The 22,726-nt window shown below is 47.8% G+C and carries 18 protein-coding genes and 1 pseudogene; 3 read left to right on the forward strand and 16 right to left on the reverse strand.

Annotated elements, in window-relative coordinates; genetic code table 11:
* Both ACWXW9_RS02655 and ACWXW9_RS02660 read right to left on the reverse strand, forming a co-directional pair.
* A partial coding sequence (locus ACWXW9_RS02655) for an Ig-like domain-containing domain (RefSeq protein WP_494928168.1) occupies positions 1-611 on the reverse strand: 611 nt, incomplete at its 3' end.
* A gap of 17 nt (positions 612-628) precedes the next feature.
* Positions 629-2,368, reverse strand: coding sequence for a motility associated factor glycosyltransferase family protein (locus ACWXW9_RS02660; protein WP_494928169.1), 1,740 nt, complete (start codon positions 2,366-2,368; stop codon positions 629-631).
* A gap of 609 nt (positions 2,369-2,977) precedes the next feature.
* On the opposite strand from ACWXW9_RS02660, the gene ACWXW9_RS02665 reads away from it, so the two are divergent.
* Complete coding sequence (locus ACWXW9_RS02665; protein WP_494928170.1) at positions 2,978-4,201, forward strand: MFS transporter; 1,224 nt, start codon at positions 2,978-2,980, stop codon at positions 4,199-4,201.
* 190 nt (positions 4,202-4,391) lie between these two features.
* Here ACWXW9_RS02665 and ACWXW9_RS02670 read toward each other — a convergent pair whose 3' ends face one another.
* The gene (locus tag ACWXW9_RS02670; RefSeq protein WP_494928171.1) at positions 4,392-6,071 is read right to left on the reverse strand and encodes a glutamine--tRNA ligase/YqeY domain fusion protein; all 1,680 of its coding nucleotides are present in this window, start codon (positions 6,069-6,071) and stop codon (positions 4,392-4,394) included.
* 208 nt (positions 6,072-6,279) lie between these two features.
* Between ACWXW9_RS02670 and ACWXW9_RS02675 the strand changes: the two genes are divergently transcribed.
* Both ACWXW9_RS02675 and ACWXW9_RS02680 read left to right on the forward strand, forming a co-directional pair.
* A complete protein-coding gene (locus ACWXW9_RS02675; RefSeq protein ID WP_494928172.1) occupies positions 6,280-7,005 on the forward strand; it encodes a copper amine oxidase in 726 nt (241 codons plus the stop codon).
* An 84-nt stretch (positions 7,006-7,089) separates the two neighbouring features.
* A complete protein-coding gene (locus ACWXW9_RS02680) occupies positions 7,090-7,638 on the forward strand; it encodes a GNAT family N-acetyltransferase (RefSeq protein WP_134912137.1) in 549 nt (182 codons plus the stop codon).
* A gap of 109 nt (positions 7,639-7,747) precedes the next feature.
* On the opposite strand, the gene ACWXW9_RS02685 is transcribed toward ACWXW9_RS02680, so the two are convergent.
* From ACWXW9_RS02685 to ACWXW9_RS02745, 13 genes and pseudogenes are all read right to left on the reverse strand, one after another.
* Complete coding sequence (locus ACWXW9_RS02685; protein ID WP_134912136.1) at positions 7,748-8,242, reverse strand: GNAT family N-acetyltransferase; 495 nt, start codon at positions 8,240-8,242, stop codon at positions 7,748-7,750.
* Between the two features lie 103 nt (positions 8,243-8,345).
* On the reverse strand, positions 8,346-9,599 hold the full coding sequence (locus ACWXW9_RS02690) for an MFS transporter (RefSeq protein ID WP_494928173.1): 1,254 nt from the start codon (positions 9,597-9,599) through the stop codon (positions 8,346-8,348).
* A gap of 47 nt (positions 9,600-9,646) precedes the next feature.
* The gene (locus ACWXW9_RS02695) at positions 9,647-11,779 is read right to left on the reverse strand and encodes a molybdopterin-containing oxidoreductase family protein (protein WP_494928174.1); all 2,133 of its coding nucleotides are present in this window, start codon (positions 11,777-11,779) and stop codon (positions 9,647-9,649) included.
* Between the two features lie 360 nt (positions 11,780-12,139).
* Positions 12,140-12,988, reverse strand: coding sequence for a formate/nitrite transporter family protein (locus ACWXW9_RS02700; RefSeq protein WP_483870332.1), 849 nt, complete (start codon positions 12,986-12,988; stop codon positions 12,140-12,142).
* A gap of 385 nt (positions 12,989-13,373) precedes the next feature.
* Positions 13,374-14,735, reverse strand: a complete 1,362-nt coding sequence (locus tag ACWXW9_RS02705; protein ID WP_494928175.1) for an FAD-dependent oxidoreductase — start codon at positions 14,733-14,735, stop codon at positions 13,374-13,376.
* Between the two features lie 386 nt (positions 14,736-15,121).
* Entirely contained in the window at positions 15,122-15,598 is a 477-nt protein-coding gene (locus ACWXW9_RS02710) for a glutathione peroxidase (RefSeq protein ID WP_494928176.1), read from the reverse strand.
* 87 nt (positions 15,599-15,685) lie between these two features.
* Positions 15,686-16,486: a hypothetical protein gene (locus ACWXW9_RS02715; protein WP_494928177.1), complete on the reverse strand. Its 801-nt coding sequence runs from the start codon at positions 16,484-16,486 to the stop codon at positions 15,686-15,688.
* 10 nt (positions 16,487-16,496) lie between these two features.
* Positions 16,497-17,390, reverse strand: coding sequence for an ABC transporter ATP-binding protein (locus tag ACWXW9_RS02720; RefSeq protein ID WP_494928178.1), 894 nt, complete (start codon positions 17,388-17,390; stop codon positions 16,497-16,499).
* A gap of 232 nt (positions 17,391-17,622) precedes the next feature.
* Positions 17,623-18,642: an LLM class flavin-dependent oxidoreductase gene (locus tag ACWXW9_RS02725; protein WP_494928179.1), complete on the reverse strand. Its 1,020-nt coding sequence runs from the start codon at positions 18,640-18,642 to the stop codon at positions 17,623-17,625.
* Positions 18,643-18,739: 97 nt separating this feature from the next.
* Entirely contained in the window at positions 18,740-19,903 is a 1,164-nt protein-coding gene (locus tag ACWXW9_RS02730; RefSeq protein ID WP_494928180.1) for an AI-2E family transporter, read from the reverse strand.
* A gap of 154 nt (positions 19,904-20,057) precedes the next feature.
* Positions 20,058-21,080, reverse strand: coding sequence for an LCP family protein (locus ACWXW9_RS02735; RefSeq protein ID WP_494928181.1), 1,023 nt, complete (start codon positions 21,078-21,080; stop codon positions 20,058-20,060).
* Between the two features lie 115 nt (positions 21,081-21,195).
* Positions 21,196-22,164 (reverse strand): cation diffusion facilitator family transporter, encoded by a 969-nt coding sequence (locus tag ACWXW9_RS02740; RefSeq protein ID WP_494928182.1) that lies wholly within the window; start codon positions 22,162-22,164, stop codon positions 21,196-21,198.
* A gap of 239 nt (positions 22,165-22,403) precedes the next feature.
* Positions 22,404-22,726 (reverse strand): annotated as a pseudogene (locus tag ACWXW9_RS02745) (DEAD/DEAH box helicase); the annotation flags it as partial.

A 22,726-nucleotide genomic window follows, 5' to 3' on the forward strand; every position in this document is an offset into this window, starting at 1 on the left:
ATACCTTCCGGTGATACCTTCCTTACCAGCTTCGGCGCTGTGACGTCTGCTGTCCGGAAGCTCCATGTGTTCTTGTTCCAAATGGCATATGATCCTTGGCCCACACTATCTACAAACATACCCGAGCTAACTTCTACATAATACTGAGTGTTGTCTGCCAGTGGATGGTCCAGTTCCATCCGTACATGCTGACCACTAATATGGATCGTTCCCCCGAAGGTTGTACCTCCACTTACGTTAATCCGTCCCGCTTCACTGCCATCTTCCTGATACACCACCAGATGGCCTGCGCCCAGTTGCACCTCTTCACTGAATGCCATAAACAGATTTTCATAAAAAGAAACGCCGCTTGCCTGAGGTGAAAGCCATGTATAGTATGGGGGCTCGTCTATTTGCGCCTGCATATAGACCGATGAAGCCACGTTGGATGAAGAAGCTTCTTGGACGAACCCATCAGACACTGATACATTCTCCGTCGCGTTGTTGCTTACACTCTCCGATGCAAACGCCGCCGACACATAAGGGTTTGCCAGGTTGAGCACCTGTGTTGTCAGTACACTTGCCTTAATCATTCGATTTACATGATTCTTATTTCTTTTTTTCTTGCTCATATACGTGCTCCTTTTATTTAGGTGTGAATGGAACGGTGAAATTCATGAATCTCACTCTTAATTTCCATATAATCTTGCTGACATTTCCATATGAAATCCCCGAAGTACAGCAGAATTTGCTCCCCTCTGATCAGAGGATTTCTACTGCTCTGAATGGCATCCATTTTGCTGTACAAAAACTCATACCGCATACGATGACGAGGCAGAACATACATTTTGAAAAAACAATTGCCTAATAATGCGGCAAACAAGTCATCAAACTGCCCGAAGGACACGTTTAGCATATTGAACTGCTTCAGACTAAGCTTATGTTTGATATCGAGCAGAGCGTGGTGAATCTGTTCCATAATTGCTTGAAAGACCTCTTCAGCCCGCTGATGCTCTTCAATGCGTGACCTCAGATACAAGAGATCGTATTCCGAATTACTGCTGGTTTGCAGCCACGAATCCTCAATCGGACCTTTTAACCGCGTCTGGATTACCTCTTCCAAGTTCTGAAAAGATGTTCCCTTGATAGCAGCGCCTTCACGCGTTGTGTTAATAAATTCGGTTCCCTTCGCTGTACTGATGTAAAATTCCATTTCTGTTTTCATTTTGATAAAAGACTGTCGTGTAACCACCTGCTGGCCATGAACGCCCTGTACACGCGGCAAATCCGCACTAGCTGGAACACCTTGGGCATGAGTAATCCCCTCAGCATAATATTGTTCATCACGATAAGCTAAATTTTGCCCCACCAGCACAATAGGGTCTGCTTTCATCTGGATCATACATTGGAGTGCAATGACCGCTACAGAAGGAGCATCATTAATAATCGTCGGTTTATGTCCCTCCGGCGTGCGCAATATGTGCATGGAAAGCTCATCCTGAGAGATGATGATATGCATAAGACGACCTGGATAATCATCAAGTGTGTGTTTACCGACCGTACTGCCGAAAATGAGTGGAATAGAATCAATTCCCTTGTCGATCACCTTTTGAATGACATTTACGTTGTATTCGTTCGGATCATAACTGAACGTGCCATGCGGGTATATGCCATGCTCCACCATCGTGTTCACTGCCGACCCTACCGTAAATAGGTATGCAAGATTATTCTCCCGAATGTAGCGCAGGTGCTCAATTTCGTCGTTAAGGGAAGGACCAGCTGATATTATTAAGGCTGGCTTGCCTGCAATATGCTCTGATCCCGTGTACAGAAAATCCGAACTATGTAAAATAAAGGGGATATTATGCATACTGTTTAGTGCCCACTTTTTCTCGTAAACATGGTTGATAGCCATTTTCTCCTTCTTGCTGGACACCATCCTGTACAATATTCCATTAAACTTCTTCAGTTCCGCAGTAAATAAAGAGCGATACGGGAGCCACGGAACAACCAGCACTCCAGATACACGGTCAATCAACCTGTGCAGTGTACCGAGCGTCTCCCCAGTAATTGCTCCTACCATAACTTCTTCGATCATCTCATCAGCCAGCCAGTCGTGTTCGTTGAGGTGCTGCAAAAAAATATTCATGACAGTAGCATCCGGCTCAATGATGGAGAAGCTGGTATTCGGATGTCTACTCAGAAATTCGCGGATATGATACCCCAGTCCTACTCCAAAAAAGATAACGTGCGCTTGTGGCACAACTTCTTTAAAACCGGCAACAAATAATTCCGCTTCCCGTGAAGGCTGCTCAGGATGATGCAAATAATGAGAGCGTCCTCCACGAATCAGTACTACATTGGGTTCGCCATTTGCAGAAGGTAACAATTTACCTCCTTCTCCCGCCGGAAGCAGAAGAAGCCGAGGAAAACGTCGGTACAGAGAATTGTGTCTATGATGTTGTGATGCCATTTTTCATTCCTTTCTACCTGAGAACTTCGCAAAAACCAACAATATATATAGATAAAGATAATTCCGTTCATCTATATACTTACTTTTACAGAAATAGATTCTGATTTTATGAATCATCTACACAAATGTATTTTTAAGAAAAAAATAATTCTAATTTCCCCTGATTATGGATTATGTATCGGCTATTACTTGCATAAAATTTAGCCCTTAGAGGGTCTTTATAAATAAAGATTTCACAAAAAGCTAAATAACGGACTGAATCACCATATATAGACTGAAATGCTTTAGTTCGTCTATATAATTACTCGTTATAGTGGCAAAGAATAAAACTACACAAAAAATTAAAATAATCATCAAATTTGTTTAAAACCACAGCAACTGAATACAAATAAATACATATTACATAATTGTTAATTTATTGGTTTGTTAACCCTTTCAACACATGATACATTGAATAGAGAACCTTCCCATAGATCGGCATCCTATGCTTTATTCTCTACCGGGCTAAGAAAGGAATGGCTTGTCTTGCAAAATAGAGAAATTCAAGAGACTCCTCTATACTCCTTAAAGCTGTACAATTTTTTTCTGTATGGAGCCATGGTCATTTTCTCCAGCTTCTTCCCGTTGTATCTGCAAGAGATCGGCATGGACAAGCTTGAGATCGGGAGCCTGATGGCGATTGGGCCTTTTGTATCGGTATTCGCAAATCCCTTCTGGGGCTATACCAGTGACCGGAGTCGTAACCTTCGGCGTATTTTACTGTTTATGATTGCAGGTACATTACTGCTGCTGCAAGCTTTATTTCATGTCCATACGTATGTCATGATTTATGTGTCGATGATTGGCTTTTATTTCTTCCAAAGTCCTTTGTTTGCCCAAAGTAACAGTCTTATTCTCAGCTACATTGAGGGCACGGACCGAAAATTCGGCTCCTTCCGCATCTGGGGCTCCTTCGGCTGGGCTGTGACGGCGGCCGTCGCTGGCCTGATCATTGACCAAACGGGGGTATCCAGCATATCCAACATCTTTACGGTGCTGCTTCTGGCTGCCTTGATCTGTACCCTGGCGATTCCACCGCTGAAAAGCACTGTTGAAACGGCAACCATTCATTTGCGTGGCTTTGGCAGCATTTTAATGAACGGATACTTTATATCTTTCATTTTGCTGGGGATCTTGGTATCCATTCCGAATTCGATCAACAGCGCCTTTATGTCCCTGTATATCACCGAACTGGGCGGGTCCAAGCTGATGCTGGGTTTCGCTGTCTTTATGTCATCGGTATTCGAAATCATTGTCTTTTTGCTGTTTGATCGCTTTTTGAAGAAAAAAATGACGGTTATGGTCGGCTGTCTGGCCCTTGTTAGTTTGCTGTTTGCTCTACGTTGGGAGCTAATGGCTTTGGCCACAGACCCGATTCAGATCATGTTCATTCAGGCACTTCATTGCGTCACCTTCGGTGGTTATTTTTATGTAGGCACCCAGTTGACCGTCCTGTTCACACCGATAGCTTACCGCTCATCCGGGCAGGCCGTATATACGTTGACGTGGAGTGGGATATCTGGCATTATAGCAGGCTTTGCAGGAGGCTGGCTGTTCCAGAATTTCGGTGGTGAAATGATGTACAACGCAGGCGTTTTCTTCGCCTTGCTCGGCTTTGCGGGATTCACCATCATGTGGTACATGCTGTACAAGAACGGTTATCAGCCCTTTCATGCCGACGACCACAAACGAGCAGAAGAAGCCCCTTAAAAACATCTATGGGATGTGACACCCTTTTTTTCACTTGCTTGCCCGTTACGAACAGGGAGGGAATGTCTAAATATCGCCAATTATCACTATATATAGAGCCCGTGAGCGTAAAGTAAAGGAGTCTGCCGATGGCAGACTCCTTTTTTGACTTGGTCGCACGAGGCTACCATCCGTCCACGCTGTCCAATAACTATTGCTTGGGCAATTGGAAAGAGCTTTTCAGTGATACTACACGGTTAAATACAGGCTCACCCGGCTTGGAAAGCTTCGGATCGACACTGAAATAACCATGACGGAAAAATTGGAACTTGTCCTGCGATCGTGCTTCCTTCATATTCGGCTCGACAAAACCGTGAGCAATTTCGAGAGAGTTCGGATTCAATTGGTCAAGGAAGGTTTTTTCCGTTGCATCCTCTTCAATCGCTTCCGGGTCTTCTGCATTAATCAAAGGCTCATACAGGCGGAATTCAGCAGGAACGGCCTGAGTAGCCTCCACCCAATGGATTGTACCTTTCACTTTACGTCCGGTAAAGCCAGATCCGCTCTTGGTTTCTATATCATAGGTACAATGGATTTCCGTTACATGACCGTCGGCATCCTTAATGACATCGTTACATTTGATGAAATAAGCATGCTTGAGACGTACTTCATTGCCAGGGAACAGGCGGAAGTATTTGCTCGGCGGATTCTCCATGAAATCCTCACGCTCGATATAAATCTCACGCGAAAACGGAATTTGGCGTGTGCCCAGCTCCGGATTTTCCGTGTTGTTTTCTGCTTCCAGCATTTCAACCTGACCTTCAGGATAGTTCGTAATGACCACCTTCAACGGATCAATGACCGCCATTGTACGAGGTGCCTGCAGCTTCAAGTCCTCACGTGCAAAATGCTCCAGCACTTGCAGGTCGATCACGCCGTAGGCTTTGGAAATGCCCGTCTCATATACAAAGCTGCGGATCGCTTCCGGCGTATAGCCACGGCGGCGCAAGCCGGAAATCGTCGGCATACGCGGATCATCCCAGCCGTCTACATGCTTCTCATCTACCAGAAGCTTGAGCTTGCGTTTGCTGGTTACAGTTTGAGCCAGGTTCAGCCGTCCAAATTCGTATTGGTGCGGTACCTTTTCCATCTCGCATTCAGCTACAACCCAATCGTACAGCGGCCGCTGATCCTCAAACTCCAGCGAACAGAGCGAGTGCGTTACACCCTCGATGGCATCCTCCAGCGGATGAGCGTAAGAATACATCGGGTAAATGCACCATTTGTCACCCGTGTTGTGATGCTCGGTATGCGAAATACGGTAAATCACCGGATCACGCAAATTAATGTTCGGCGAAGCCATATCAATTTTGGCACGCAGCACCTTTTCACCGTTTTGGTATTTCCCTGCACGCATTTCTTCAAACAGCTTGAAATTTTCCTCCACGCTGCGGTCGCGGTATGGACTGTTTTGCCCCGGTTCGGTCAGTGTGCCACGAGTTTCGCGGATTTGGTCCGCGCTTTGATCGTCCACGTAGGCTTTACCCTTCTGGATCAGCAGAACGGCGCGCTTGTACATTTCGTCAAAATAGTTGGAGGCAAAATGTTTCTCCTCCCATTCGTAACCCAGCCACTTCACGTCCTCCTGAATGGAGTTTACGTATTCCGTGTCTTCCTTCGCCGGATTCGTATCGTCAAAACGCAGGTTGGTGCGTCCTCCGAATTCATCTCCCAACGAGAAATTGATCCAGATGGCTTTGGCATGTCCAATGTGTAAATATCCGTTCGGCTCCGGTGGAAAGCGTGTAACAACTTCCTTTACCTTACCAGTACGTAAGTCCTCTTCAATGACACTCTTAATAAAATTGGGGGGAGTGATCGGCTTCTCCACGCTAATCAACCTTTCTTCCGTGTAATCTGTACAAAATTGGTTCCCTTAAATATACCCTTTCACACCGCATAACTCAATAAAATGAAAAACCTTATGCCCTCTTCATTCAAAAAAGTAACAAGTTATGAAAAAGAGTTAACATTTCTGACAAATAAATTCGTTATAGTGTATATATCTTTTATTTTACCCGGAAAAGGAGAACCCGCCCGTGTTTAAGCTACTCATCGTGATCCTGCTGTCCATGCTGTTGTCCTCTTCCGGTATGATTTCCGGTCATCCTTCACCAGACCCGGTGCCTGAACCCATACAATCTCGTCCGTTAGCCGTCGCTCCTGAAGACTCATCCGTCAAATTGTATGTTATGGAGCCTTCCCAGGGACTATTCCGTACAGCTACGCTGGAAATCGGCCAGCAACGCCGTGCTTTCGCATGGTCAGGCTCGGCAGATATCGCCACCGCACCGCAGTTGTACTATACGGATGTAAACGGCGATGGCGTTCGCGAAGCCGTGGTCATTCTGACCCGCGCTTCAGGTACGGGTGTCGAATTGCAGGAGCTTCATATCGTCAACGCCCAGACCATGGACGAATATCCGGTTGAATCGGCGGCAGATGCTGTGTCCCGGCGGGTTCACAGCAGTGTAGAATTGCGTGACCACAACCAGCAGGTGCATATTGAAGTTACGATTGATGGCATCACACACACGCTCGACCCCAAAGCATCGGCGTTTTACGATGATCCAGCCCATTTTACAGACCACCTCGATTTCAGCTCTGTCGTCATGTATGATGGCGAACAACGTCCTCTGCACGCCACCGTATCCGGTAGCGTATCCCCAACCGAATTTGTAGGGGATTTGGAGCTGAAGTATGTATATGAGCATGGACGGTTCCGGGTGGGACCTATTGAGTTTGCAGCTTCCTCTCCGTTTTGACGACTCTCTCAGAATAAGGTAGCATGGGATTAAATGCTAAACTGGCTGGTTTAGCGATTTTCCGAGTGAAAGAGGGGATCAATCATGTTTACATACGCGTTGGACGAACGCACAGTCCTTCGTCCGCTCACCAAAGAGCATGTGCAGCCTCTGTTTGAGCTGATCGAAATGTCCCGTGACCGCCTGCGTCAGTGGCTTCCATGGGTGGATTCCACCACGGAAATCAGCCACACAGAGCAGTTCGTGCAGAGCGCCTTGAAGCAAGCCGCAGAGAACGGGAGTGTGACCGCTGGAATCTGGCTGGATAACGAGCTGGCTGGCATTATCAGCTACCATGAAATCAATTGGACTCACCGTTCGGTCAGTATTGGATACTGGCTTGGACACGGTTACGAAGGACAAGGTCTCATGACTAGCGCATGCCGCGTATTCATCGAATATGCGCTGATAGAGCTGGACCTGCACCGCATCGAAATCCGTTGCGCCACCACCAACCGCCGTAGCCGGGGTATCCCGGAACGTCTGGGCTTCGTGCTCGAAGGTATTATCCGCGAAGCGGAACTGCTGCCCGATGGCTATATGAATCATGCTGTGTACGGCATGCTCCAGAGCGAGTGGAAACAGCTTCGGTAACCTTGCACCATAAAACAGCGCCGTAGCCCGTTTAGGGTCTGCGGCGCTGTTCCTTATGAACGGCTTATAGAAGGCTTATAAGAAGCTGGTTGCGCTGTAGAATCCATGTCTATTTCAAGAAAGAGGCCATTAACACATCGTCCACGAATTGGCCCGCTATGTAAAACTCCTCATGCAAACGTCCTTCAATCGAGAATCCGCATTTTTCATAAAACATAAGGGCCTCCGTGTTGCACGAGAGTACCCGCAAGCTTAATTTGCGAATGCCCTCAGCGGCTGCAATATCCTTCATGGCACTCATAAGCGCTGTCCCAATACCTTTGCGGTGATAGGCTGGGTGCACGGCTATATTTATTTCCAACACATGACAATTACTTGCCAACAGCGTTGGAGAACGAAATCCGATATAACCGCAGAGCACTCCCTGTTCGATAGCGACCAGTTGAGAGCCCGGAGGCGTATTGCGCAAAAACTCCCCACGCGACTTCCATGACAGCGAGGCGGGGGCCGTTCGTTCATTCCATACCAATTCATCCAGCGCAATCAGATCAGGAGCATCCTTCATCTCCGAATGACGTATCGTCAGGGGTTGACTTGTAAGCAATTTCTTTCAATCCTTCCTGTGAAGGCGTTCCTGAAGTATAGGCAGCAACCATTCGTCATTTATTGTACCATAATCACGGGCTTGTCACAGTCTTTATTAGGACTTAAGAACTGGAAACGTCTGCCTTGGACGTAGTAGTCTCAAAAGCATCCTCTTCACAGCGGGAACGGTTCAATCCGCTATGCAGAATAAAGAACAGGATGGACAAAACCGCCACGCCCGCTGCCAGCCAAAGTGTGGGTGGCAGACCTCCGCCATCATATAGCCTCCCCATAATATAAGGCCCCATCACCCGTCCGGCAGCGCCAATCCCCCCGACTAACCCGATGTAAAAGGGTGCTCCCCGACCTCCGTGGTCGGATAAAAATGCCGGAACCGCTGGTGCGATCAGCATCTCTCCCAGGGTTGCCAAAACCATGGCGAATATCATCCCCGTATAGTTCTGTGTGCCTAGCATGACGATATAGGCAACCAAATAAAATCCTCCGGCCCACGTCATTTGAGCCGAAGCATGCCGGGCATAAAGACGCTTGAGCCAGAAAATAATCGGCTGTGCAGCAAAAATAAGCACACCGTTCAGTGTCCATAGCAGCCCGTACATCGTTTTAGGCAAACCCTGCTCAATAATATACGGGGACACTCCCGTATTCCAGATCGAATTACCGAACCATAAAAAGAGCGATCCCAATCCGACGAAGAGATACAGCCTGGTATCACGGAAGAGCAGCCGCGCTGGTATTTCCTCTGTTCTTTTCTTCACGGACTTGCTGAGCTGAACTTCCCCCTCTTCCCGATCTACCCTGCTCAGATAGGACCAGAAAAATCCGGCAAATACCGCAGAGGTAATCCCGTTCATGACAAAGCTGAGCTGATAGGAGAGATCGGCCAGAACGCCGCTCAATCCCGTTCCCAACGCCACCCCTATATTATTGGCAACATAGATAATGTTGAACAGCTCTCCACGGCGGTCAGCAAAGCGAAAACCTACAAATGCCTGAATCGCGGGCACAGATACGACATTAAAAAAGCCGATAAAGCCCATCATAATAACAAACGCAATCCAGTGACCGCTGGTGAAAGGAAGCGTGAGAAGTCCCAACGCGTTCATTGCCAGTGAGCCGACAATCAGTTTTTTGGCCCCAATGCGGTGATAAAGGGCTCCTCCTAACACCTGACCAAAAATCCCGCCCAGAGACTGCACCAAAATCGCAATCCCCGCATCTGCCATACTGCGGTGCAGCTCGTCAAACACATACATGCTAACCAACGGCCACATTAGAGAGCTTCCGGCGGAATTAATCAGGCTGGCGACGAGAAACACTTTTACTTCTTTCGGATAAGAATCCAACCATTTCATATATTTTGTTTCTCCTTTAGCATCTGACACCATAACAACACATTATTTCATTGACGCTTCACATTCACCACTGTTGAAAAGAAAGTAGCTCCCCGGCCCATATCCGATAGCCGATCAGAGGTCAACACATTAGCACGCTGTCTGCGTCCTTTACCTTCCCACCATAACCCTTGGCTAATCACCGTACCGGGCAGCATCAGATCCGTGACTTTGGCCTTCAACTCATACGTTCCCCGGTCATTCCATACCGTAACCGGATCACCGTCCGCGATGTCTCTTGCCTGAGCATCCTCCGGATGAATTTGCAGCAAAGGCTCCCGTTCCAGCCGCTGATGCTTGGACAAATTCGCAAACGTGGAATTCAGAAAATTATGATTTGGCGGCGAAATAAACATCAGCGGAAACCGCTCGTCCGCTTGCGGTCGATGCTCTCCGTCGTATCCTTCAATCAGTGGCACATACGAAGGCATCGCGGGCAGACCCGCTTGCTTCATCTTTTCTGAATACAGCTCAATCTTGCCCGAAAGCGTCGTCAGACGATCCAGATAGGTAGCCTTCGGCGTCATGTCCAGTTTGACAAAAGGTGACTTTTTTAAGGCTTCCAAAGTCACACCGTTGAGATAAGGATTCGTTGGGTTATCAAGTGCACCCGCGATCATGTCCTCTTCACTTTCCGTGAAAGCAGCCTCGTCAAAGCCCATAGCCTGTCCGAGCAGGCTAAACAGCTCATAGTTGCTTTTGCTTTCCCCAAGTGGAGCAATGATCGGCTCCTGCATCTGGATATAATGATGCCAATACGATTTATACAGGTCTGTGCCTTCAAAAGAAGACGCCGCAGGCAGTACAATATCTGCATAGCGGGCCGTATCGGTGAGAAACAGGTCGTGAACGACCGTGAACAGATCCTCCCGTTCAAACCCCTGCGTCACCCGATCGGCATCCGGTGCTACGACAACCGGATTGCTGCAGTACACGAACAGCGCCTTAATCGGTTCGTCCTTCTGTAACAGCGCTTCACCGATTTGGTTCATATTGATCACCCGGGCATCCGGGTTCTTACGCAGATCAGGACGTGCCAGATTGGCGCCGTTGAATTTGCCGTAAGCACCGTTGGAACGCGATGCTCCCCCGCCGTGCTTCAGCCATTGCCCGGTGAGCGCAGGCAAGCATGTAACCGCGCGTACATTCATACCGCCATTATCGTGATGTTGAAGTCCGTTGCCAATATTGATATACGCCGCTCGCGCCTGTCCGTACATCTCCGCCAGACGAATAATATCTGCTTCCGGCACGCCTGTAATGCGTGAGACCCGCTGTGGAGTATATGCCTTCACATGCTCGCGCAGTTCCTCATGACCGACCGTATAGCGGCGCAAAAATTCATCGTCCGTCAGCCCTTGCTCGAACAGTACGTGCATAACACCCAGCGCGAGCGCGGTATCTGTTCCCGGGTATAGCGGAATGAACCAATCCGCCCATTGCGCTGTCCGATTGCGGTGGACATCAATGACGATCACCTTGGCACCTTTTTTACGTGCCTTCTCGGCCAATACCACCTGATGCATATTGGTGCTGATGACATTTCCTCCCCATACAATAATGAGGTCAGCATCCTCTGTATCCTCCGGACTGGTGCCGCCCTTAAAACCCATGACGGATGCCCAGCCTTCATTCCCAGCCACGCTGCAAATCGTCTGGTCCAGTTGGCTTGAACCCAGCGCATTAAAAAAACGGCGATCCATCCCATCCACACTTAACACGCCCATATTGCCATAAAAGCTGTAGGGGAGAATAGATTCCGGGCCGTCCGTGCGAATCAGTTCCTTGAAGCGGCCTGTAATGGTATCGACTGCCTCCTCCCAGCTAATTCGTTCGAACTTCCCTTGCCCCTTGGAACCTACACGCTTTAACGGATAGAGCAGCCGTTCGGGGTCATACACTCGCTCCGTCATATTGCGAACTTTGTTGCAAATGGCCCCTTTTGTAATGGGATGATCTGGATTACCGGTCACCTTGACGATCTTTCCATCTTCCTTGTGGAGCAGGAGCCCGCACGTATCCGGGCAATCCAGCGGACATACAGCCGGAAAAACACCGTCCGTACGTTCCGTCGTTCGCTGCCCCCTTTGCAAGTCTTGCTGAAGCACAGCCTCAGGAGGCGCGCTGTTGCGATGATCCATGGTGTTGGTGCTCCTTTCCGTTACCGTTTCCAAAAATTACACTGTTCTTATCATATATACAGCTATGTCCTATGGCAAGAGAAGGATTTTGCCAACCCAAATCCGTCCAAAAGATCAAAAAAATCCGCTTGCTGCTCACAGCAAAACGGATTTCTAATATTCTATATTATATTTTGATCCATACCTGTTTCATTATTGAATGCCAAGGGTAAAAGAGATCAAGGCATTATGGACGAGAGCACACTCATCCTCCATGCCAAATCATGGACCACTCCCAAAAAAATCCGCCATGACAGGTTTCGTTCCCCCGGACCTGCCATGGCGGATTTGCTTTGTTCCCATTTTCTATGCCCAGCTTAATCAGGCATGGTCACTCAACGGAGTTGTTGCAGTAGACGAGGGTGCCTGAGATGAATCATTCACAGGATGCACAGCGGTATGAGGCTTTTTCAAATACGCCAACCAGTAAGCCCCGGCTACAAACAGGCTTCCTCCCACCAAATTCCCCAGCCAAACTGGAATGAAGTTCATGATATAATCTGCCCATGAAAAATGACCTGCGAAAATAGCCGCCGGAATCAGAAACATGTTGGCAACAACGTGCTGGAATCCGATAGCTACAAAGGCCATTGTCGGGAACCAGATCCCCATAATTTTGCCGCCGATCGAATCTGTGCTATACGCCAACCATACAGCCAGCGCTACCAGCCAGTTACATCCAATACCGGATATAAACGATTGCAAAAAGCTTTCATGCAACTTGTGTCCCGCCATATCCACCACTTTGTCCAAATAAGGTCCTGTCTCGGTTAGACCCAGCACATGACCAAAGAAAAAGGCAACAAACAACGCACCCGCAAAATTACTTAGCGTAATAATCGCCAAATTACGGAACATCGCCCCAGTCTTGATCCGTCCTGCCCATCTCGCCAGTGGCACAGCCATCATATTACCAGTCAGCAATTCTCCGCCGCCGATCAATACCAATACCAGACCTACAGGGAAAACGGCTGCTCCAATAAAGGTAGCGATACTTCCCCATTCTTTGGGTGCGCTTGCGATAACACGTATATCCAGCAAAAAACCAAGCGCAATAAATGCACCTGCCAAAAATCCCAATACCACCGCCACAGTCCATGGATTGTTCGCTTTGGCCACTCCTGTTTCTACCGTCTTTTCGGCTATTTGCCCCGGTTTATAACTTGCCATATATTCCGCTCCTTTAACATCTTTTCACTCGAATGTTCTCTCTCATATTTTATTTAAAATCAGTGATTTTGTTTGTGAAAAAAATCACTTTATTGAATATTAAAAAAACAGCCCTTGGGTAAAGGACTGTTTTCATGTATTATTACGTCTACTGCGCTACTATGCGCTTTACATTTAGTTGTATTCTTCCTTTTCAACTGCTCTCAAGAACCAAATAACTCCACCGAGGCCTCCCAGCGCCACGACTACAAGAAAAAGGATATAAAACAAACCCATAAGCTACTTACCCCCTAATCCTTATGCTACTCTATATTGTACTATAAGGATTCGTCCATACGTCTCAGATTGTTGACAAACTTATGAACAATGTCACAGACAAAATGAATTATACGGTAACTGGCTTCCGTTCAGACATTGGCGGCAAGGCTTGCAAACCGGCTGCATTCAGGAAATTCCAAGGCTTGTTATAATGCGGCTGGAAGAAGAAATCGACAAAGGCCAGTTGATCAATGGTCATATGATTTTGAATGGCTACGGATAGCGTGTTAATGGATTGCGTCAAATCCACCTTCGACATAATTTGTGCCCCAACAATTCTCCGTGTCTCCTGCTCATATACAACTTTCAGCAGTACTTTTTCGGAGGTTGGCATAAATTCAGGTCGGTAGCTGTCCTCAATGGTGACAGCCTCTACAGCCATACCTTCGTCCGCTGCTGCCGCTTCCGTCAAGCCTGTTCCTGCAATATTATCTTCATAAATTTTAATACCCGAAGTTCCCTGTGTTCCCATATAGGCAATGGTCGGCTGAACCAAATTGCGTGCCACCAGCGTACCCATACGAACAGCATTGGTTGCCAATGGAATATAAGCTGTTTTGCCTGTCGGGTTGTAACGGATTGCACAGCTATCGCCTGCGGCAAATACGTCCGGGCAACTGCTTTGCATATAATTGTCCACAATGATCGCGCCGTTGGGCAGCATGTCTACCTGACCTTTAAGCAGATCCGTTTGAGGACGGAAGCCGATGCAGAGAATAACAAGCTCTGTTTCATATTCTCCTTTGGATGTCACCACTTTATTCACCTTACCGTTACTTCCTTCAAAACGGCTCACTGTTTCTCCCAGCACCAGCTTAATGCCATGCTTCTTCAAGGAATTTTCAATCCGGTCTGTATATTCCGGGTCCAAATATTTATTCAAAATACGATCAGCGCTGTCGATCAGCGTTACGTTCTTGCCGTTCATTTGAAAAGCTTCCACCAGCTCAACACCGATATATCCGGCACCGACAACCGTAATGTTCTGTACATGCTTGGCTTTCTCAATGATGTCATTGGAATGATTATAGTTTTTGCAGAGCAAGATATGATCAAGCTCAATACCTTCCAGCTTCGGAATAATAGGCCACGAGCCCGTAGTTACAATTAATTTATCAAAGGTGTCCGTAAATTCTTCTCCTGTTTGGAGATTGCGTGCTTGCAGCGTTTTGCCTGCTGTATCGACATTCGTTACCTCATGAAGCATCTTGGTCACGACACCCAGCTCAGCCAGTTCATTCGGGGAAGAATAAAACAATCCGTGCGGATCTTTGACGACACCACCTACGTACAGTGCAATACCACAAGATAAAAACGAAATATTGTCATTACGCTCGTAAACGGTAATTTCGGCATCTGGATAACATTTGGCTGTGTTGACGATGGCTGCCGTACCTGCGTGTGTACATCCGATAACTGCTACTTTCATGTTAAATTCCTCCTTGGTGTGTGGGCATACAATGTATGATAATTGTGAATTGTTTCACGTAACTGCGTTGTTGATTGTGATTTATTTCACTTCATGCACTTATTATAATGTGACATTTTTCACATTGCAATAGCTTTCTATGATATTCACAATTTGTCCACATTTTTAAAGTCAGGAAGATACAAAGTCAGCCGTTTGCTGAAACGACTCTTTGCTTCATTCAGTTTTTCCCGTACGGGGCTTGATTATGCCTTATATCAGGCTTCCAAATGCTACTGCAACGATCAACCAAATGTGAAATGCAGACAACAAAAAAGGCCGAACCCCGGAAAAACACCGGAAATTCAACCTTATCTAAACGCATATTTCTGATGAAGCAGAAGCTATTATAGCAATTGCTCGATGGCTGCTTTCATGACCTCTGGCGATTCCTTGGGTTCAAAGCGATCCACAGGCACACCTTCACGATTCACAATGAATTTCGTAAAATTCCATTGAATCGTACCGTCTTCCTGCTCTCCAGGCTGCTGCTTTTTCAAATATTCAAACAGAGGTGCTGTATCCGGGCCGTTAACGTCCACTTTAGCGAATACCGGGAAATTAACCCCGTAATTCAGTTGGCAAAATTCAGCCGCTTCCTCGCTGCTGCCCGGCTCCTGACCGCCGAATTGGTTACAAGGAAAGCCTAATACAACCAGTCCCCGATCCTTATATTCATCATATAGCTTTTGCAAATCCCCATATTGCGGGGTAAGTCCGCATTTGCTTGCGGTATTTGCGATGACCAGCACCTTACCGGTGTAGGTATCCAGAGGAACCTCCTGATTCGCTGGTGTTACGGCATGATGTGAATAGACAGACATATAGCATCCTCCTTTGTTTCGCTTGGTTTAAGTTTCATCACCTATTTTACCCAAAACGAAACGGACATGCCAACATCCCTCGATGCTTTAGCGGGACGCTGCCACTTCGAGTCTGCGTTCTTCACGTTCTGAAGCGGACATCCTTGGACACGCAAAACAATACCGCTGGCCTCCACCTGTCTTGTAATATTGGCAGCAGGACGGTTTCATATATGCCTTCTCACCGGGACGGTAAGGGTTATCCAGCTCAACAAGACGAACCGTAAACGGGTTTCTTTTACGCCCGAATACCTCTCCCTCCAGCTCCCGCGTCACATAATCATAATCTTGTTCAAAATGCTCCACATCCTGTGGATCGGTCAGCGATGGCTGGACTCTATCCTTAAAATACAGCAAAGTCAGCGGAAATTGTCCCCACATCTGTCCAACAGATGCGTCTCCAGCCGCAGCCATCGCCTCCAGTATCGGTCTGATCTGCAAGCTGTAAAAGTCACGCAACGCCTGTTGCGCCTGCCCGGATGAATGATGCTCGTCCTGCCTGATGTTGTTCAGCTCAGTTGTGTCGATGACCTGAAAGCTGATGGCGGGATACTTCCCTTGATAACAAATATGAAATCTGAGATTGGAAACCGACAAATCGAGACGGCGTTCACACAAAGACACCATAAAATGCTGAGCAAACACAAGACCACGCAACTGGTTCACAAAATAAACGGCTGTGGTCAAGCCGTCTTCCGCACGCAGCAACTCACCATAATACTCCATCACAGAGCCAAGCTTATCCGGTTCAAGCCATTCTGCCACAGGCCCGGAGTATACCGCATCTTCTGGTGTGTCTGTCACTATTCGCGCCAATTGCTCAAGCTGATCATAATCCAGTGGTTTCATTAGGTCTCCTTTATCCTCTTGCCGCTACCTGTGGTCTGGCTTCACGCCGCTCGGAAACGGAGCCTACTAATTGATTCTCTTCCAGATTCAATCCCTTTACGGCTTGGCTTACCGCTGGTTGTCCGGCCAAAGCATATGGAAGACACAGCGGTACACCCGTACGAGGATCTGTTACGATATCCGCTTCAATACCGAACACCTCGCGCAGCACGTCAGGGGACATGACCTCGGTTGGCGTTCCTACAGCCTCGGCCTTCCCCTTTTTGATCGCGATCATATGCTGGGCGTACCGGGCTGCATGGTTCAAATCATGCACGACCATGACAATGGTACGTTCGGCCGAAGTGTTCAAATACTCTAGCAAATGCAGCACTTCCAATTGATGCGCCATATCCAAAAAAGTAGTCGGCTCATCCAAAAACAAAATATCCGTATCCTGCGCAAGCGCCATGGCAATCCATGCACGCTGGCGCTGCCCGCCAGAAAGCTGGTCGATCGGGCGGGCATGGAACTCGCTCATTCCTGTCACCTGAATGGCCCACTCTACCATTTTGCGATCATCTGCTTTCATGGAGCCAAAGCCTTTTTGATAAGGAAAACGTCCGTAAGATACCAGTTCCGTCACAGTCAATCCTTCTGGTGCAGTCGGATTTTGCGGCAAAATAGCCAGCTGCTTCGCTACCTCCCGGGTGGATTGCTTATGAATGGATTTACCGTCGAGCAGAACGCTGCCGCCTTTAGGATTCATGATACGAGCCATCGTCTTCAGAATGGTGGACTTGCCGGAGCCATTTGCGCCCACCAATGCTGTGATTTTCCCTTGCGGTATTTCAACGTTCAGATCCTCCACAATCAACCGATCTTCATAAGCAATATCCAGATTAGCCGTTTTCAGACGAAACATTCGGAATCATTCCTTTCCCTTATCTAATATATAGTCACGGGCTTAACGCACGATATTCATCAAAACTTCATCCTATCTTTATATAATAAAGATATTGATAATCATTATCAAGTGTTGATTGGCGCATTTCACTTTAGCATACGAATCATTTCTCCGAAAATGCCCCTGAAATTTCACAAAAAAAGACCACAGCTCCTCAAAGCTGTGATCTTCTAATCTCCTGATAGCAGCATCAAGACTGTATAGAGCGCAGCCCGAATGCTTCAGCCATGAGACGTATGGATTTCAACTTGGCGTCAAAATCGTGAATAATGCTTGCGACCATGATTTCCTGTGTATGATAAGCCTCACTCAATTGCTCAATTTGGTGCTTCACCTGCTCGGGTGAGCCAACCACCATGCGCTTGCGGTTCTCACGGATGCGCATCCGATCATATGGCGTATAAGGATAAGCCAGTGCTTTTTCCACCGAAGGAGTGCCTCCGGAACGCATTCCCTGCTCCAGCAGCACCAGAGACAAATCCATGCTGGAAGCCAATCGGTTGGCTTCCTCTTCGGTATCCGCACAGATAGCAAATACGGCGACAAGTGAACGTGGACGGTCACTATGCTGCGAAGGCTTAAAATGCTCCTGATACTCCTTCATCGCTTCTGTGCCGCCTGCGCCGTTGATGAACTGCGCAAATGCAAAACCCACGCCGCGTTCGGCTGCAAGCCCTGCGCTGTCGCCGCTGGAGCCGAGCAGCCACATTTCCGGCACGGTTTCTACGAGCGGCATCGCCTGTAACGATCCAAAGCGATGCTCACTGCCTGTACTGTCATGCAGATAGGCTAGCAGATCATCCAGTTGCTCGGGGTACAGATCAACGCCGCCCCTGATTTTGCCCTCCTGCAAGGCTCTGGTGGAAATTGGCATTCCTCCCGGGGCCCGTCCCAAACCCAAATCCATACGCCCCGGATATAACCCTTCCAGCACACGAAAGTTTTCCGCTACTTTATAAGCGCTGTAATGCGGCAGCATCACACCGCCCGAGCCGACGCGAATGCTCGATGTACGAGCCGCCAGATGCGAAATTAATACTTCCGGGCTAGAACCTGCAAGATTGGAGGCCGAATGATGCTCCGACACCCAGAAACGGTGATAACCCAAGCGTTCCGCCTCTATAGCAAGCTCAGCGGTCTTTTGTAACGCTTGCGCATGCGTCATGCCTTCCGATACCGGAGATTGGTCAAGAATGCTGAGTTGTATCATAAAAGTCTGACCTTTCTGTTTTGGAATAAGAATAGGCATTAATTATAGCACGTAGGGCCACAGTTACCCAAGAGGTGCTGTGATCGACCGGAAAGTTCTATTTTTCGTAGAGACTCTCTCTGGCTTTATCTGCTTCATAGAGATGTGAACGTTTCTTAAAGAAATTGAACAGATGGGTGACGATAACCTTCAATACAGCATAGCCCGGAACTGCCAGTATAATCCCTACCACTCCAAACAGATTGCCTGCCGTCAGAATGACAAAGATAATCGTGATCGGATGCACCCGGAGAGACTTGCCCATAATTTGCGGAGAAATAAATTTACCCTCGATGAGCTGCACGACTGTCCATACGATGACCATCTTGAGCAGCATAACCGGAGATGTTACCAAAGCTACAATTAATGCAGGCGTAATGGCAATCACGGGGCCCAAATACGGAACAACGCTCGTAAAGGAAGCAATGACGGCAAGCGTCAGAGAATAGTCCAGTCCGATGATTAGATAGCCGATATACAACAGCACTCCGATACAGAAGCTGACAATAATCTGCCCCCGAATATACGAGCTGACTTGATGGTTAATTTCACCCATTATACGGTCGGTTTCTTTACGCAGCATAGGCGGGAACATTTTCAGAATCGTCTGTGGCAGCTTATGTCCATCTTTCAGCAAGTAAAACAAAATGAATGGAACCGTGGCAATAGAAAGCACAGTTTCCGTTAATGCGCCCAAGAAGCTCCCCACACCCGTCCATGCATTGTTGATGAAAGCAGATATCTTTTCCGAAGCCTTGGAGGCCAGCTCAGATGGATTAATTTGAATAGTATTCTGGAACTGATTCACAAAATCGCTGCCGATCAGCTTCTCGAATTGTCGTTGTACTTGTTCGCTGTATGCAGGCACATTTTGAATCAACCCCTGAATCTGATCGCGTATCACAGGCACTACTGATGTAATCACGACGGTAATAATCCCTATGATAAGCAAATAAAGCACAATAATGGAGTAGATCCGTTTGACCTTGTTGCGCTCCAGCACATCAACCAGCGGATTGAACAGATAGTACAAAACACCGGACAAAATGACAGGAAGAATGATCGTTTTCAGCAGCACAATAACGGGGGTAAATATATACGAAATTTTGGTGAGCACCAATACATTTAAACCGATGAGCAGCAGTACCAGCAGGAATAACACAAACTTGTTGTTCAGAAAAAACTTTTTGAATCGGTCTTTCCATGCCGGAGTTGTTTCCACATGACATTCCCCTTCTCTTTAAACAAATAAGTGTAATGATCCTTCATACAGATAAGATATATTTTTAGGTCAAAATATACAAGGTTATACCCGAATATACACAAAAGCAAACAAAGTTGTACAACTTCATACAAACTTTGCTTGCTTTGGAATTTTACGGAGTATCGTTTGTCTTGGTAGCAGCAGAATCCGTCGTTGTGGTTACAGGTTTATTTTCTTGCTCAAACAGGTTTTGTACAAAGCGCTTGAGCTTTCTCTGATCCACACCCAACACCTGCGCCCCCTTAACCGTTGTCTCTCGCACCAGCTCATTCGGTGGAATTTGCTGTTTCGCAATCGTCTTGGCATCGATATTAAAGCCCAATGAAGCCAATTGCAGCATTTCTGTTGTGCTCAGGTTCGTTTCAATATAAGGAGAAATGCTGTTTAAAATACTTGGCAGCTTAATCAGAGACGAGGTCGACTGAATTTTGCCACCCAGCTCGGTAATAAATTTACGTTGCCGCTCCGTACGCGTAAAATCGGAAGTGGCATCATGACGAAAACGCACATATTGCAAGGCCGTTTTACCGTCCATGTGCTGCATTCCCTTTTTCAGATCAATATCAAACTGGTGCTTATCTGCTTTGGAGGTGTAGTGCATATCCTTTTCGACATCCAGATCAATACCGCCCACAGAATCCACCAGCGCAATAAAGCCATTAAAATCCGTGTATACATAGTATTGGATCGGTATGCCCAGCAGGTCGCTCACCGTTTGTCTGGTCAAGTCAGGCCCGCCATAAGAAAATGCGGCATTCAATCGGCTTTGTCCATGGCCCGGAATATCGACGTACGTATCACGCAGGATCGACATAAGCGTAGCCTTCTTCGTGACAGGATCAACTGAAGCAACCATAACAGAGTCAGAACGTCCTGAATCCTCCCCGCGTGAATCGCCGCCCAGCAGCAAAATATTCACTCTCTCTTTTCCATCCCACTCTGGGGGAAGAGACACTTCTACAGGTTGTACATTCGTTGGGGACTGGCTTTGTGCTTGCGGCTTAAATTTCGAATCCTGACCGGTAGCGACCGAAATTTGATTTGTAAAATGATATATAGAGTAAGCATAATATCCGCCCACCAAAAGAACTGCCGCAGTCACAGAAATACCCAGCCATTTTAATAATTTTCGCATATTTTCGGGTAACCTCGCTTTTATTCAACATCTTTCAGCTTATAAAAGCATACCCTCCCTGCAAGTTATCTGTCAATTCGCGTCGTCTGTTCAGCGTATCACGATTGAGCTGTGGCTAATAATTGTTTTCCTTGTCTGCCACACTGTTATTATCATGCTCTTGCGGCGCCAGGTTAGCATTGTCAGGGGTGTCCGCGTACCATGGATTAAGATGCACAAGCACCTCGTAAACCCTCGGTTCCTGCTTCATCACAGCCCCTTTGATCAGCCGGATAATATCATGTCCCTGCTGAATGGTCAGAGAGGCATCTACAGAAGCGCGGATATCCACAATAATGTAATGACCGTGCTCACGGGCACGGATGCGGTCAATTCGCTGAACCTCGGCTACACTTAGGGCTGCTTCGGCATAGCTTTCGATTTCCTCGGTTGCAATCGCCTTCTCCATCAGTACATCTATGGATTCACGGCCCATTTCCCACGCCAGCCTCAGAACCAGCAATGCGACCACAAACCCGGCAATCGGGTCACCGTAGGATAAAATATGAATGCTCCAGTGCTCCCCGATCAAACCCAAACCGATACCCAGTACAGCAGCAGCGGAGGCATATACATCCGCCAGATGATCCTTGGCCGTAGCAATGAGACCCTGGCTATTAGCTGCCCTTCCGATACGGATCGTATATATATACAGCCATTGCTTCCAGAGCAGGGAGATGATCGCCGCCACCAATGCCAGTATATGCTCCTTCGGCATCGGTTCAAACAGCGCCATAATGGAATGGTAGCCGATAAATATGCCGGCTGCGAACAAAATAACCGCCACCACGCTAGCTCCAATAACCTCTGCCTTGCCGTGACCATATGGATGATCCTCATCCGGCGGCAGACTCGATATACGCATCGCCCCCAGTGCCGTTGCCGAGGCGATTACGTCGCCGGCGTTATGCACACCGTCAGCAACCAGCACCTTGCTGTTGAACATGACGCCTGTAATGATCTTAATGCCGGTTAATAGGATGTTGCTGATCAGACTGATCCACGCTGACACCATAGCGCGTTTGCCCATATCCTGTTCCTGCATGATGTATAACCTCCGTATCTATCTTAAAAACAACTGTTATCGCCAAGTTAATCAGTTGTTTTTAAGGCAGCTATGCTGCTGGTTTTCTTTAGTTGCTCAGCGCAGTAATGCTGCTTATGTCATCCTATGATGCTGCCGCATCGGCGGCATGGGTGGAGATGATAATAGCCCCGGAAGATGAGCCTCTCCGGGGCTATTATCATAACCATAGTTGAGCGTTCTATGAGAACACTCTTGCTTTATCTGGACCGTCCGCGACGGCCTCCCTGTCCTTGTGCCCCGCGCGGTCCGCCCTTGGCCTGTCCACCACGACCACCTTGGCCTCCGCGTGTGGAACCGCCGCTGCTGCGGTCATATCCGCTGCGTTCGCTGCTTTGCCCTGCGGAACGGCCTTGGCCTCCGCGCGTGGGACCACCGCTGCTGCGGTCATACCCGCCGCGTTCGCTGCTTTGCCCTGCGGAGCGACCTTGGCCTCCGCGTGTGGAACCGCCGCTGCTGCGGTCATATCCGCTGCGTTCGCTGCTTTGCCCTGCGGAGCGACCTTGGCCTCCGCGTGCGGGAC

The sequence above is a fragment of the Paenibacillus sp. LT-B23 genome (genome assembly GCF_059417685.1).

What these genes read in the sequence shown, in the direction of transcription:
- ACWXW9_RS02705 (WP_494928175.1), bottom strand. Translation starts at nt 14,735, where the DNA reads ATGAAAGTAGCAGTTATCGGATGTACACACGCAGGTACGGCAGCCATC.
- ACWXW9_RS02715 (WP_494928177.1), bottom strand. Translation starts at nt 16,486, where the DNA reads ATGAAACCACTGGATTATGATCAGCTTGAGCAATTGGCGCGAATAGTG.
- ACWXW9_RS02710 (WP_494928176.1), bottom strand. Translation starts at nt 15,598, where the DNA reads ATGTCTGTCTATTCACATCATGCCGTAACACCAGCGAATCAGGAGGTT.
- ACWXW9_RS02725 (WP_494928179.1), bottom strand. Translation starts at nt 18,642, where the DNA reads ATGATACAACTCAGCATTCTTGACCAATCTCCGGTATCGGAAGGCATG.
- ACWXW9_RS02680 (WP_134912137.1), top strand. Translation starts at nt 7,090, where the DNA reads ATGTTTACATACGCGTTGGACGAACGCACAGTCCTTCGTCCGCTCACC.
- ACWXW9_RS02690 (WP_494928173.1), bottom strand. Translation starts at nt 9,599, where the DNA reads ATGAAATGGTTGGATTCTTATCCGAAAGAAGTAAAAGTGTTTCTCGTC.
- ACWXW9_RS02720 (WP_494928178.1), bottom strand. Translation starts at nt 17,390, where the DNA reads ATGTTTCGTCTGAAAACGGCTAATCTGGATATTGCTTATGAAGATCGG.
- ACWXW9_RS02695 (WP_494928174.1), bottom strand. Translation starts at nt 11,779, where the DNA reads ATGGATCATCGCAACAGCGCGCCTCCTGAGGCTGTGCTTCAGCAAGAC.
- ACWXW9_RS02735 (WP_494928181.1), bottom strand. Translation starts at nt 21,080, where the DNA reads ATGCGAAAATTATTAAAATGGCTGGGTATTTCTGTGACTGCGGCAGTT.
- ACWXW9_RS02740 (WP_494928182.1), bottom strand. Translation starts at nt 22,164, where the DNA reads ATGCAGGAACAGGATATGGGCAAACGCGCTATGGTGTCAGCGTGGATC.
- ACWXW9_RS02700 (WP_483870332.1), bottom strand. Translation starts at nt 12,988, where the DNA reads ATGGCAAGTTATAAACCGGGGCAAATAGCCGAAAAGACGGTAGAAACA.